Source organism: Streptomyces anandii JCM 4720 (assembly GCF_014650655.1).
Classification (GTDB): Bacteria; Actinomycetota; Actinomycetes; order Streptomycetales; family Streptomycetaceae; genus Streptomyces; species Streptomyces anandii.
Genome location: NZ_BMVJ01000012.1, coordinates 1 through 13,777 on the forward strand (window position 1 = coordinate 1; position 13,777 = coordinate 13,777).

Here is a 13,777-nt window from a genome sequence, read left to right on the forward strand (position 1 = left end):
TCGGCGTCAAGCGCGGCGTGCCCGGGGCCGAACTCCCCGAACTGCGCCCCCGCCGCGTCCGCGCCACCACCGTCGAGATCGAGGAGCGCCCGGAGGAGGGCCACGTCCGCTCCGACGTCGCCACCGACAACCCGGTCCCCACCCCGCCCTTCTGGGAGACCCGCGTCATCAAGGGCATCCAGCTCAGGGAGTACGCTTCCTGGCTGGACGAGGGCGCCCTGTTCAAGGGCCAGTGGGGCCTGAAGCAGGCCCGCACCGGCGCCGGACCCACCTACGAGGAGCTGGTGGAGACCGAGGGCCGGCCCAGGCTGCGCGGGCTGCTCGACCGGCTCCAGACGGAGAACCTGCTGGAGGCCGCCGTCGTCTACGGCTACTTCCCCTGCGTCTCCAAGGACGACGACCTGATCATCCTCGACGAGCAGGGCAACGAGCGCACCCGGTTCACCTTCCCGCGCCAGCGCCGCGGCCGCCGGCTGTGCCTGGCCGACTTCTTCCGCCCGGAGGAGTCCGGCGAGACCGATGTGGTCGGCTTCCAGGTCGTCACCGTCGGCTCCCGGATCGGTGAGGAGACCGCGCGGCTCTTCGCTGCCGACTCCTACCGCGACTACCTCGAACTGCACGGGCTGTCGGTGCAGTTGGCCGAGGCGCTGGCCGAGTACTGGCACGCACGCGTGCGCGCCGAACTCGGCTTCGCGGGCGAGGACCCGGCCGGCATGGAGGACATGTTCGCCCTGAAGTACCGGGGCGCCCGCTTCTCCCTCGGCTACGGCGCCTGCCCCGACCTGGAGGACCGGGCGAAGATCGCCGAGCTGCTGCGGCCGGAGCGCATCGGCGTCCGGCTCTCGGAGGAGTTCCAGCTGCACCCCGAGCAGTCCACGGACGCGATCGTGATCCACCACCCGGAGGCGAAGTACTTCAACGCGCGCTGAGCCGCCGCCGCTGAGCCGCCGACGGGCGCACGTCGAACCGTTCGCGCGGCCCGGTCCCGGCCCCGCGAGGCGGTGAAACCGGGGTGCCCCGGGCCGAGCGGTTCAAACGAGGCGTTCGGCGCGCACAAGTCGTACACTGGTCGGTCCACTGCAGGCCGGTTCCCCGCGCGGGAACCGGCCTGATCGTCCCTCAAGGAGGTAGCCCGGATGACCAGCACGGTCCCCGCGCTCGGAACCCGTACGGCCGAAGGCTCAGCCCTGCAGGCGGTGCTCCTCGACATGGACGGAACCCTGGTGGACAGCGAGGGTTTCTGGTGGGACGTCGAAGTGGAGGTCTTCGCGGCCCTCGGGCACCGCCTCGACGAGTCCTGGCGGCACGTCGTGGTCGGCGGTCCCATGACCCGCAGCGCGGGGTTCCTCATCGAAGCCACCGGCGCCGCCATCACCCTCGCCGAGCTCACGGTGCTGCTGAACCAGGGCTTCGAGGAGCGCATCGAGAGCGCCCTGCCCCTGATGCCCGGCGCCGCCCGTCTGCTGGCCGAGCTGGCGGAGCACGAGATCCCCACCGCCCTGGTCTCCGCCTCCCACCGGCGCATCATCGACCGGGTCCTGCTCTCGCTCGGCCCGCACCACTTCTCCCTGTCGGTCGCGGGCGACGAGGTGGTGCGCACCAAGCCGCACCCCGACCCGTATCTGCTGGCCGCCTCCGGGCTCGGCGTGGATCCGGCCAGGTGCGCGGTGGTCGAGGACACCGCGACCGGGGTCGCGGCCGCCGAGGCGGCGGGCTGCCGGGTGATCGCCGTGCCCAGCGTGGCGCCCATCGCGCCCACGCCCCGGCGCACCGTGGTCACCTCCCTCGAAGAGGTGGACGTGCCATTCCTGCACGGCCTGATGACGCAAATGCGCTGACCGTTCACCGAGCGTGCAAAGATCGCCCGGGATCGGCGGCGGGAATTACGGGCGAGGCGCGTACGAAAGAATTCGAACCGCTGCGGATGGCCGAATTCCGTTCGGCATTCACAGAGTTGGCCGTGTGACGTTCCCCACTCCATGGGGGGTCGACAAGGGGCGCGAGGTGTGCTGTTCACCCCCTTTCGGGTGGCGTCCGCGTGCCCTTGTGTCCCGATTGATGGAACGCTGCACTAATCCTTCCGCGGACGGGTTTTCGGTCCGTCCGCACCCGGTTCCGCTGCGTGAGGGGAACTCAACTCCAGTGGCCGCGAACCCTCCTGCGGACGCGGACTAATCTCATCGCGAGAACATCGCCCCTACCCCCGTGATCCGCCGCACCAACCCTCTGCATGCCGGGTACACGGACATCACAGCTCTGGAGAAACTCGAGCATGAACCGCAAGACTTTGGTGCTGCCGGCGGTGGTCGGCCTGCTCGCCCCCGTACTCGCCGCCTGCGGTGGGTCCGACAGTGGCAGCAAGAGCGGCGACGCCATCGTCGTCGGCACCACGGACCGGTTCACCGCCTCGAAGGAGGACCCGGCGCCCCTGGACCCGGCGTCCGCCTACGACGTCGGCACCTGGAACATCCTGCGTCAGACCGTGCAGACGCTGATGATCCTGCCCAAGGGCGACGGCGACCCCGTCCCCGAGGCCGCCGAGAAGTGCGGTTTCACCGACAGTGGCAACGAGCGCTACGCCTGCACGCTGCGCGAGGGCCTGAAGTTCGCCAACGGCGACGCCGTGACCGCGTCCGACGTGAAGTACTCCATCGACCGCGCGATCGCCCTCAAGGCGGCCAGCGGCGTGGCCGGCCTGCTCTCGACGGTCGACACCGTGGAGACCCAGGGCGACCGCGAGGTCATCTTCCACCTCAACACCGCGGACGCCACCTTCCCGTACAAGCTGTCGACGCCCGTCGCGGGCATCGTCGAGCCCAAGGACTACGAGAAGAACAAGCTGCGCGACGGCCTGGAGGTGGACGGCTCCGGTCCGTACACCATGAAGGGCGACGTCAAGGACGGCGAGCTCGTCGACGCGGTCTTCACCAAGAACCCCAACTACAAGGGGACGCTGAAGCTCAACAACAGCAAGGTGGAGATGCGTTCGTTCGCGGACGCCGACGCGATGGGAGCCGCCCTGGACAAGGGTGACATCGACGTCATGACCCGCACGATGTCCCCGGACCAGATCCGCAAGCTCTCCAACGCCTCCGGCGGCAACATCGACCTCGTCGAGATGCCCGGCCTGGAGATCCGCTACCTGGGCTTCAACACCAACGCCCCGACCGTGAAGAGCAAGGCCGTGCGCCAGGCGATGGCCCAGGTCATCAACCGCAGCGCCCTGGTCTCCAAGGTCTACGGCACCCAGGCCGAGCCGCTGTACTCGCTGGTCGCGGCCACCGTCACCGGCCACTCCAACTCGTTCTTCAACAAGTACGGCGACCCGAGCGTCTCCAAGGCGAAGGCGCTGATGACCCAGGCCGGCATCACCACCCCGGTCAAGCTGACGCTGCACTACACGACCGACCACTACGGTTCGGCCACCAAGAAGGAGTTCGAGGTCCTTCAGCAGCAGCTCAACTCCAGCGGCCTGTTCGACGTGCAGATCGAGGGCGCGCCCTGGAAGACCTTCCGCCCGGCGGAGCAGAAGGGCTCCTACGACGTCTACGGCATGGGCTGGTTCCCCGACTTCCCGGACGCGGACAACTACCTGGCGCCGTTCCTGGACAAGGACAACACCCTCAACACCCCGTACGCGAACAGCAGGATCCGCAACACGCTGATCCCCGAGTCCCGTCGTGAGGCCGACCGGCTCTCGGCCTCCTCCAGCCTGACGGACATTCAGAACATCGTCGCCAACGACGTGCCGCTGCTGCCGCTGTGGCAGGGCAAGCAGTACGTCGCCGCCCGCGACGACATCACCGGCACCGCCTACGCCATGAACTCCTCGGCCACCCTGCAGCTGTGGGAGCTCGGCCGCGGTGTGAGCGGCTGACACCGGCCGGACCCGCGCACCGACGAGGGCGCCCCCTCCCGGACTTCCGGGAGGGGGCGCCCTCGTTACCGCTCGCCCGCCTACTGGGCGCCGGGGCGCACCAGGCCGCTCTCGTAGGCGTACACCGCGGCCTGCACCCGGTCGCGCAGACCGAGCTTGGTCAGCACGTGCCCGACGTGCGTCTTGACGGTCGTCTCGCTCACGAACAGGTCGGCGGCGATCTCCGCGTTGGACAGACCGCGCGCCACCAGCTTCAGCACCTCCACCTCGCGCTCGGTGAGCGTGTGCAGGGTGTCCGGCACCGGCTCGTCACCGGAGGGCAGATGCGTGGCGTACTTGTCGAGCAGGCGGCGCGTGATGCTCGGCGCCAGCATCGCCTCGCCGGCCGCGACCACCCGGATCGCCTGCACCAGTTCGTTGGCGGGCGCGTCCTTGAGCAGGAAGCCGCTCGCCCCGGCGCGCAGCGCCTCCACGACGTACTCGTCCAGGTCGAAGGTGGTCAGCACCAGCACCTTCGCCGGGCCGTCGCGCTCCGGGCCGGTGATCTGGCGGGTCGCCTCCACGCCGTCCATCCGCGGCATGCGGATGTCCATCAGCACCACGTCGGGCTGCAGGGCGCGCACCTGGTCCAGGGCCTGCAGACCGTCTCCGGCCTCGCCCACGACCGCGATGTCCTGCTCCGCCTCCAGGATCATCCGGAACCCGGTGCGCAGCAGTGGCTGGTCGTCGACCAGTAGGACGCGGATGGCCACGTGAGTCTCCTTCGCTAGTCCGGCCCCATTCTGCCCTGCACCCCTCATGTGGCCCGTGTCAGGGGCAGTGGGTAGGGCGGGGGAGTGCCGCCGAACTCCGGGCAGTGCGCCCGGTGGTCGCACCAGCCGCACAGCTTCGTGGGGCGCGGCCGCCAGTCACCGGTCTCGGTGGCCAGCCGGATCGCCTCCCACAGCGCCAGCAACTTGCGCTCCACCCGCTCCAGATCGGCCAGGACCGGGTCGTACGTCAGCACGTCGCCGCTGCCGAGGTAGACCAGCTGGAGCCGGCGCGGCACGACCTTCTTCAGCCGCCAGACGACCAGGGCGTAGAACTTCATCTGGAACAGGGCGCCCTCGGCGTACTCGGGCCGGGGGGCCTTGCCCGTCTTGTAGTCGACGATGCGCACCTCGCCCGTGGGCGCCACGTCCACCCGGTCGATGATCCCGCGCAGCCGCAGCCCCGAGTCCAGCTCGGCCTCCACGAACAGCTCCCGCTCGGCGGGCTCCAGCCGGGTCGGGTCCTCCAGCGTGAACCACCGCTCGACCAGCCGCTCCGCCTCCGTGAGCCAGCGCGCGAGCCGCTCGCCGTCCGCGTCGTCGGCGAACAGCTCCAGCAGCTCGGGCCTGCTCTCGCGCAGCCGGTCCCACTGGCCGGGGATCAGCGCCTTGGCGCGGGGCGCGGTCCGCTCGGCGGCCGGGGCGTCGAAGAGTCGCTCCAGCACCGCGTGCACCAGCGTGCCGCGCGTCGCCGCCTCGCTCGGCTTCTCCGGCAGCCGGTCGATCACCCGGAACCGGTAGAGCAACGGACACTGCATGAAGTCCCCGGCCCGGGACGGCGAGAGCGAGGCCGGGCTCTTGGCGACAGCGACGAGGGTCTCGGACGTGGCGTCCGCCCCGGCCGGGGGGACACCTTCGGGCACGGTCGGGGCAGCGGGGGCCTTCGGGACCTCTGGTGCTTTCGGGGCCGCCGGGGCAGCCGGGGCCTCGGGGGCCGCCGGGGCATCCGGTGTGCCGGGGGCGGTGGCCGCCTCACGGCCGGTGGTCGCCTCGTGACCGCTGGTCGCGGGGGGGAGGTCGGTCGACTCGGGGCCGGTGGCCGCCCCGGGGAGGTCGGTCGACTCGGACGCGGTGGCCGGCTCCGCTGTGGCGGTCATCGTCGGTGCGGCCTCCGTCGCGCCCGCCGCCGGCGGCGCCTCGGCCTCCGACGCGGGGGCCGGGGGCGGTGGCCGGTCCTCCGCCGGGGCCGAGGTTCGCTCCGGCGTACGCTCCCGTACGCCCTCGTCGCGGGGCGCCGCCTCGCCCTCCGTGCTCGTCTCCATGCCACAGACCTTACGGCTGGCCACCGACAGTGAGCCGGCCGCGGTCATGAACCGCACGAAGAGGGGAAAACACGGGGGGTGCCGGGCGGAACCGTCCGCCCCGGCCGCATACCATCGACCCGAGACCTTCCGGCCGCCAGGCGCGGGAGACGTGCTTCGAACGAGGGGACACCGTGGACGTGAGCGGCGGGAGCGGGCAGCCGCGGTCCGGCAGCGACGAGTCGGCCGAGCGCCCCACGGGCCCGACGGCCCCGGCCGCCGGCTCCGCGCGCCCCGGCGCCGACCCGGCGGGCCCCGCGGACCCGGGCGGCCCCGCGGACCCGGGCGGCCCCGCGGAGCCCGGCGCCGGCACCGCGGGCGCGGAACGGCCCACGGCGCCGGCGGAGACCCCCGCCGAACCGCCGCAGGAACGCTCCGCCGCCGCGCCCCCGAAGGAGCCCGCCGCCCGGCAGGACACCCACCCCGACCGCGACCACGCGCATACCGCCGGCCCGCACGGCCCGGGCTCGCACACCCCCGAGCACGCCCCTCCCGGCGACCCCGACACCCACCCCGACCGCGCCCACGCGCACGCGGGCCCCGGTCAGGCGGACCCCGGTCGGGCCGGGCCGCCGCGCAGGCGGCGGGAGCCCGGGGGCGGGCTGCTCATGGGCCGCCCCTTCGGCGTGCCGGTGTACGTGGCGCCCAGCTGGTTCCTGGTGGCCGCCCTGATCACCTGGGTGTTCGGCGGCCAGCTCGACCGCGTGCTGCCCGAGCTCGGCGCCGCCCGCTACCTCGTGGCCCTCTTCTTCGCGGTCGCCTTCTACGGCTCCGTACTCGTCCACGAGCTCGCCCACACCATCGCCGCGATCCGCTTCAAGCTCCCGGTGCGCCGCATCCAGCTCCAGTTCTTCGGCGGGGTCTCCGAGATCGAGAAGGAGGCCGAGACACCGGGACGCGAGTTCGTGCTGGCCTTCGTCGGCCCACTGCTCTCGCTGGTTCTGGCCGGCGTCTTCTACCTGGCGCTGCTGCCGGTGCAGAGAGGCACGGTGCCCGGCGTCCTGCTCGCCGGGCTGATGATCTCCAACCTCATCGTCGCCGTCTTCAACCTGCTGCCCGGGCTGCCCCTGGACGGCGGCCGGATGCTCCGCGCGGTGGTCTGGAAGATCACCGGCAAGCCGATGAGCGGCACCGTGGCCGCCGCCTGGGTCGGCCGTGCCCTCGCCGTCTCCGTGCTCATCGGGCTGCCGCTGCTCACCCAGTCCGGCACCCTCGGCTCCACGGCCGAGGACAGCGTCGGCATGGACACCGTCACCGACGCCCTGCTCGCCGCGATCCTCGCCGCGATCATCTGGACCGGAGCCGGCAACAGCCTGCGCATGGCCCGCCTGCGCGAGCACCTGCCCGAGCTGCGCGCCCGCACGCTCACCCGGCGTGCCGTGCCCGTGGAGACCGGTACCTCCCTCGCCGAGGCCCTGCGCCGCGCCAACGAGGCCGGGGCCCGTGCGCTGGTCGTCGTGGACGGCCACGGGGAGCCCCTCTCCCTGGTCCGCGAGTCCGCCATCGTCGGCGTACCCGAACACCGCCGCCCCTGGGTGCAGGCCGGCGAGCTCGCCCAGGAGCTCACCGACGGCATGCGGGTGTCCGCCGAGCTGGCCGGCGAGGACCTCCTCGACGTCCTGCGCGCCACCCCGGCCACCGAGTACCTGGTGGTCGAGGACACCGGCGAGATCTACGGAGTCCTCTCCGCAGCGGACGTGGAACGAGCCTTCGTCAAGGCCATGGCCCGCCCTTCAGCGGCAACCCCCCGCTGACACCGCCCACCGGCCCCTGGACGGGACCCCGCCGACGGCCTGCCGGCTGTCCCGTGTCCGTGGTGGTGCGAGGTGGTCAGGGGGCCTTCGGGGGACCGGTAGGCTGGTCACATGTCCGAACCGACCGGTGCCGCCCGCCGTCGCGGGCCCTTCAAGGTCGGGGACCAGGTACAGCTGACCGACCCCAAGGGCCGCCACTACACGTTCACGCTCGAAGCCGGGAAGAACTTCCACACCCACAAGGGCTCCTTCCCGCACGACGAACTGATCGGCGCACCCGAGGGCAGCGTTGTCCGCACCACCGGCAACGTCGCCTACCTCGCGCTGCGTCCCCTGCTCCCCGACTACGTCCTGTCCATGCCCCGCGGGGCAGCCGTCGTCTACCCGAAGGACGCGGGGCAGATCCTCGCCTTCGCCGACATCTTCCCCGGCGCCCGCGTCGTGGAGGCCGGCGTCGGCTCCGGCTCGCTCAGCAGCTTCCTGCTGCGGGCCATCGGCGACCAGGGCATGCTGCACAGCTACGAGCGCCGCGCCGACTTCGCCGAGATCGCCCAGGCGAACGTCGAGCGCTACTTCGGCGGCCCGCACCCCGCCTGGCAGCTCACCGTCGGCGACCTCCAGGACAACCTGTCCGACACGGACGTCGACCGCGTCATCCTCGACATGCTCGCCCCCTGGGAGTGCCTGGAGGCCGTCTCCAAGGCGCTCGTCCCCGGCGGCATCCTGTGCTGCTACGTCGCCACCACCACCCAGCTCGCGCGGACCGTGGAGTCCATCCGCGAGATCGGCTGCTTCAACGAGCCGACCTCCTGGGAGACGATGATCCGCAACTGGCACATCGAGGGCCTGGCCGTCCGTCCCGACCACCGCATGATCGGGCACACCGGCTTCCTGCTCACCGCCCGCCGCCTCGCGGACGGCGTCGAGCCGCCCATGCGCCGCCGCCGCCCCGCCAAGGGCGCCTACGGCGAGGACTACGAGGGCCCCAACGCCGACGGAGGCGCTGGCCGCTGACGCGGCCCACGCGGCCCCAACGAACGTGCGCCGTGGCGCAGTTCCCGCACCACTCCGGGAACTGCGCCACGGCGCCCTCGCATTGACCCCGCACCAGGCGGCGAGAGCACGGCCCGCGCGGACGCCGGCGCGAACCCGCGCGGGTACCCACCCCACCGTTCCCCCGCACTGTGACGTGTGGCACGATGCTGGCCACCCCACCGGCACAGCCCTCACGGGAGACACTCCTAGTGCAGCACTCCGCCGTCCCGGAACTGGCACACACGCACGCCCGGCCCATCCACTGGGTGGCCACCGCGGCCGCCGTGGCCGGTGTGATCGCACTCTCCCCGCTGCTCCAGCCCGGCTCGGCCACCGCCGCCCAGCCGGCGGGCGGCCCGGCGAAGAAGCCCGCCCCGGCCGCCGCCGCACCCCCCAGTACCACCGGCGTGACGTTTCCCCTGCAGTGCGGCCCGCTCAAGCCCGTCGTCGTGAAGAAGGCCTCCGGGGACCTCGACGGCGACGGCCGCCCCGAGACCGTCGCGGTGGTGCACTGCGACGGCTCCATGGGCACCCCGCCCGACGGCGTCTACGTCCTCACCCAGGCCGCGGGCGCCACGGCCCCGCGCGTGGTCGCCACCCTCGTCGCGCCCAAGGACCGGTACACCGTCACGGACTTCGCGGTGCGCGACGGCGCGGTCACCGCCACCCTGCTCGGCTACTCCTCGTCCGACGTGCCCAATTGCTGCCCCGACCTCAAGGAGGGCGTGAAGTGGCAGTGGCGCAACGGCGCGTTCGTCCGCTCCACCCCCGGCCAGGCGCGCGGCGTGTGACGACACGCCCCCGCGCACCCCACCTCGTTCACCCCGCCTCTTCGGGGCTCATCGGGCGCATGGCCGACGGCCTGTGAGAAATCAGACAGCGGTCACCAGCAGCACGCGTACGGTCACGACGCGTCAGGTCCGTACACCTCGACCTTGTCCGAGACGCGGCGCACATGGATGCACTCGCCCGGGCACTCCTTCGCCGAGTCGGCCACGTCCGTGAGAAGCGGCAGCGGCACGGGCGTTGTGGCCCCCCTGGCCTGCAACAGCTCGTCGTCCGCACCCTTCACGTAGGCCAGGCCGTCGATGTCCAGCTCGAACACCTCCGGCGCGTACTGCGCGCAGATGCCGTCGCCGGTGCACAGGTCCTGGTCGATCCAGACCTCCAGTGCCTCGTCACCGTCCGAGGTCCGCTGCTGCACGTTCATCTCTCCTGCCGTGTACGTCGAGCCGTGCGGGGAATCAGGCCAGCTCTGACGGGTGTTGAACGTCTCGACCCTACCTCCGACGGCTTTCCAATCATGTTCGGTGGGTATTCCCCTGGCGTGAGGGAGAGCGCAAGGGTGAAGATCGGACACACCCCGACAGACTTTGTGATCTAGGGGTTTCAATCGACACCCGCCCAGGTAGGGTCTGGAAGCGTCCAGCTCCCCTTGGAGGAGGTGAGGACCGTGGCAGCCCACGACGACGACATGAACCGCGGCATCCGCCCGGGACGAGGGTCCGAGGACCCGGCCGGGCAGATCGCCTACCTTGAGCAGGAGATCGCCGTCCTGCGACGCAAGCTCGCCGACTCTCCGCGACACACGAGGATTCTCGAGGAGCGGATCGTCGAGCTGCAGACCAACCTGGCCGGCGTGTCCGCGCAGAACGAGCGGCTGGCGAACACGCTCCGCGAGGCGCGTGACCAGATCGTGGCCCTCAAGGAGGAGGTCGACCGGCTCGCCCAGCCGCCGGCCGGCTTCGGCGTCTTCCTGCAGGCCAACGAGGACGGCACGGCGGACATCTTCACCGGCGGCCGAAAGCTGAGGGTGAACGTCAGCCCGAGCGTCGAGCTCGACGACCTCAGGCGTGGCCAGGAAGTGATGCTCAACGAAGCGCTCAACGTGGTCGAGGCCATGGAGTTCGAGCGCGTCGGCGACATCGTCACCCTCAAGGAGATCCTCGAGGACGGCGAGCGCGCCCTGGTGCTCGGGCACACCGACGAGGAGCGGGTGGTGCGGCTCGCCGAGCCGCTGCTCGACGTGACCATCCGCCCCGGCGACGCCCTCCTGCTGGAGCCCCGTTCCGGGTACGTCTACGAGGTCGTGCCCAAGAGCGAGGTCGAGGAACTCGTCCTCGAAGAGGTCCCCGACATCGGCTACGAGCAGATCGGCGGCCTCGGCAACCAGATCGAGGCCATCCGCGACGCGGTCGAGCTGCCGTACCTCTACCCGGACCTGTTCAAGGAGCACGAACTGCGTCCGCCGAAGGGCGTCCTGCTCTACGGTCCCCCCGGATGCGGCAAGACGCTCATCGCCAAGGCGGTCGCCAACTCTCTGGCGAAGAAGGTCGCCGAGGTGACCGGGCAGGCCGCCGGCAAGAGCTTCTTCCTCAACATCAAGGGCCCCGAGCTGCTGAACAAGTACGTCGGCGAGACCGAGCGGCAGATCCGCCTGGTCTTCCAGCGGGCCCGGGAGAAGGCCAGCGAGGGCACCCCGGTCATCGTCTTCTTCGACGAGATGGAGTCCCTCTTCCGCACCCGCGGCTCCGGCGTCAGCTCGGACGTGGAGAACACCATCGTCCCGCAGCTGCTCGCCGAGATCGACGGCGTGGAGGGCCTGCAGAACGTGGTCGTGATCGGCGCCTCCAACCGTGAGGACATGATCGACCCCGCCATCCTGCGGCCCGGCCGGCTGGACGTGAAGATCAAGATCGAGCGTCCGGACGCCGAGGCGGCCAAGGACATCTTCGGCAAGTACCTCACCGAGCGGCTCCCGCTGCACGGCGACGACCTCGCCGAGCACGGCGGCGACAAGGACTCGACGGTCCAGGGCATGATCCAGACCGCCGTCGAGCACATGTACGCCGAATCCGAGGAGAACCGCTTCCTGGAGGTCACCTACGCCAACGGCGACAAGGAAGTCCTGTACTTCAAGGACTTCAACTCCGGCGCCATGATCGAGAACATCGTGGGCCGCGCCAAGAAGATGGCGATCAAGGACTTCCTCGAGAAGAACCAGAAGGGCCTCCGCGTCTCCCACCTGCTCCAGGCCTGCGTGGACGAGTTCAAGGAGAACGAGGACCTGCCCAACACCACCAACCCGGACGACTGGGCCCGGATCTCCGGAAAGAAGGGCGAGCGGATCGTCTACATCCGCACCCTCATCACCGGAAAGCAGGGCGCGGACACCGGACGCTCCATCGACACGGTGGCGAACACCGGTCAGTACCTGTAAAGCGGGGCGGCTGCGGGTGCCCTCGGCGGGTACCCGCAGCCGGCTGTTTTCCGGGGCCACCGCATGGAGCAGGCAATGACGCAAATGATCTCCCCACCAGCGCAAAGGCGTTCTAGGCTCTTTCGTACCGCCGGATCGCGCAGTGCGGGGACGGGCACCGCACAGGCATCTGAGTCCCAGCGGTACTTGAGCGGCGCCCACGACCGAGGCCGCCGCCGGGCAAGGAGGGCCGCATGACCGTACGGCGAGTAATGGGCATCGAGACCGAGTACGGGATCTCCGTCCCCGGCCACCCCAACGCCAATGCCATGCTCACCTCGTCCCAGATCGTCAACGCCTACGCGGCGGCGATGCACCGGGCCCGCCGGGCCCGCTGGGACTTCGAGGAGGAGAACCCGCTCCGGGACGCCCGAGGCTTCGACCTCGCCCGCGAGGCCGCCGACTCCAGCCAGCTCACCGACGAGGACATCGGCCTGGCCAACGTCATCCTCACCAATGGCGCACGGCTCTACGTCGACCACGCCCACCCCGAGTACAGCGCCCCCGAGGTCACCAATCCCCGCGACGCCGTCCTGTGGGACAAGGCCGGCGAACGGATCATGGCCGAGGCCGCCGAACGGGCCGCCCAGCTGCCCGGCGCCCAGCCGATCCACCTCTACAAGAACAACACCGACAACAAGGGCGCCAGCTACGGCACGCACGAGAACTACCTGATGAAGCGGGAGACCGCCTTCTCGGACATCGTGCGCCACCTCACGCCCTTCTTCGTCTCCCGCCAGGTCTTCGCCGGCGCCGGCCGCGTCGGCATCGGCCAGGACGGCCACGAGCACGGCTTCCAGCTCAGCCAGCGCGCCGACTACTTCGAGGTCGAGGTCGGGCTGGAGACGACCCTGAAGCGCCCCATCATCAACACCCGCGACGAGCCGCACGCCGACGCGGAGAAGTACCGCCGGCTGCACGTGATCATCGGGGACGCCAACCTCTCCGAGATCTCCACCTATCTCAAGCTGGGCACCACCGCCCTGGTCCTGTCCATGATCGAGGACGGCTTCATCGCCGTCGACCTGGCCGTCGACCAGCCGGTGCGCACCCTCCACCAGGTCTCGCACGACCCCACGCTCAAGCGCCTGGTCACGCTGCGCAGCGGCCGCACACTCACCGCGGTGCAGCTCCAGATGGAGTACTTCGAGCTGTCGCGCAAGTACGTCGAGGAGCGCTTCGGGGCCGACGCCGACGAGCAGACCAAGGACGTCCTGGCCCGCTGGGAGGACACCCTCAACCGCCTGGAGAACGACCCGATGAGCCTGGCCGGCGAGCTGGACTGGGTCGCCAAGCGCGAGCTCATGGACGGCTACCGGCGCCGTGACGGCCTGGACTGGGACGCGGCCCGGTTGCACCTGGTCGACCTGCAGTACTCCGACGTGCGCCCCGACAAGGGCCTCTACAACCGCCTGGCGGCCCGTGGGCGGATGAAGCGCCTCCTGGACGAGTCCGAGGTCGACACGGCCCGCACGAAGCCGCCGGAGGACACCCGCGCCTACTTCCGCGGCCGCTGCCTGGAGCAGTACGCCGACGACGTGGCCGCGGCCTCCTGGGACTCGGTGATCTTCGACCTGCCGGGCCGTGACTCCCTCCAGCGGGTCCCAACCCTGGAACCGCTTCGCGGAACGCGTAATCACGTCAAGGAGCTCCTGGACCGCTGCCGTACGGCCGAGGACCTGGTCAGGGTCCTGTCCGGCGGCTGACCGGGTACCCGGGACGAGCAGGCCGGACGGGGTGAA

11 protein-coding genes are annotated in these 13,777 nt (G+C 71.0%); 8 read left to right on the forward strand and 3 right to left on the reverse strand.

What is annotated here, in order from left to right; genetic code table 11:
- The 3 genes from IE249_RS21515 to IE249_RS21525 form a co-directional block, all read left to right on the forward strand.
- Positions 1-929: vitamin B12 dependent-methionine synthase activation domain-containing protein (locus tag IE249_RS21515; protein WP_308434385.1), on the forward strand; the 929-nt coding region annotated here is incomplete at its 5' end.
- A gap of 207 nt (positions 930-1,136) precedes the next feature.
- The gene (locus tag IE249_RS21520) at positions 1,137-1,838 is read left to right on the forward strand and encodes an HAD family hydrolase (protein WP_189706937.1); all 702 of its coding nucleotides are present in this window, start codon (positions 1,137-1,139) and stop codon (positions 1,836-1,838) included.
- A gap of 434 nt (positions 1,839-2,272) precedes the next feature.
- Complete coding sequence (locus IE249_RS21525; RefSeq protein ID WP_189706939.1) at positions 2,273-3,877, forward strand: ABC transporter substrate-binding protein; 1,605 nt, start codon at positions 2,273-2,275, stop codon at positions 3,875-3,877.
- Between the two features lie 80 nt (positions 3,878-3,957).
- On the opposite strand, the gene IE249_RS21530 is transcribed toward IE249_RS21525, so the two are convergent.
- The gene (locus IE249_RS21530; RefSeq protein WP_004990257.1) at positions 3,958-4,629 is read right to left on the reverse strand and encodes a response regulator; all 672 of its coding nucleotides are present in this window, start codon (positions 4,627-4,629) and stop codon (positions 3,958-3,960) included.
- Positions 4,630-4,673: 44 nt separating this feature from the next.
- Positions 4,674-5,549 carry a RecB family exonuclease gene (locus IE249_RS21535; RefSeq protein WP_229859020.1) on the reverse strand — a complete coding sequence of 292 codons (876 nt, stop codon included), beginning with the start codon at positions 5,547-5,549 and terminating at the stop codon, positions 4,674-4,676.
- Between the two features lie 572 nt (positions 5,550-6,121).
- On the opposite strand from IE249_RS21535, the gene IE249_RS21540 reads away from it, so the two are divergent.
- The 3 genes from IE249_RS21540 (at position 6,122) to IE249_RS21550 (ending at position 9,567) form a co-directional block, all read left to right on the forward strand.
- Positions 6,122-7,741: a site-2 protease family protein gene (locus IE249_RS21540; protein ID WP_189706941.1), complete on the forward strand. Its 1,620-nt coding sequence runs from the start codon at positions 6,122-6,124 to the stop codon at positions 7,739-7,741.
- A 111-nt stretch (positions 7,742-7,852) separates the two neighbouring features.
- Complete coding sequence (locus IE249_RS21545; protein ID WP_189706943.1) at positions 7,853-8,755, forward strand: tRNA (adenine-N1)-methyltransferase; 903 nt, start codon at positions 7,853-7,855, stop codon at positions 8,753-8,755.
- 230 nt (positions 8,756-8,985) lie between these two features.
- Complete coding sequence (locus IE249_RS21550) at positions 8,986-9,567, forward strand: hypothetical protein (RefSeq protein ID WP_189706945.1); 582 nt, start codon at positions 8,986-8,988, stop codon at positions 9,565-9,567.
- Between the two features lie 113 nt (positions 9,568-9,680).
- On the opposite strand, the gene IE249_RS21555 is transcribed toward IE249_RS21550, so the two are convergent.
- The gene (locus tag IE249_RS21555; RefSeq protein ID WP_189706947.1) at positions 9,681-9,986 is read right to left on the reverse strand and encodes a ferredoxin; all 306 of its coding nucleotides are present in this window, start codon (positions 9,984-9,986) and stop codon (positions 9,681-9,683) included.
- 243 nt (positions 9,987-10,229) lie between these two features.
- Between IE249_RS21555 and arc the strand changes: the two genes are divergently transcribed.
- The gene (gene arc / locus IE249_RS21560; RefSeq protein ID WP_189706949.1) at positions 10,230-11,996 is read left to right on the forward strand and encodes a proteasome ATPase; all 1,767 of its coding nucleotides are present in this window, start codon (positions 10,230-10,232) and stop codon (positions 11,994-11,996) included.
- Positions 11,997-12,229: 233 nt separating this feature from the next.
- Positions 12,230-13,741, forward strand: coding sequence for a depupylase/deamidase Dop (dop, locus tag IE249_RS21565; protein ID WP_373304425.1), 1,512 nt, complete (start codon positions 12,230-12,232; stop codon positions 13,739-13,741).
- Positions 13,742-13,777: the final 36 nt, after the last annotated feature.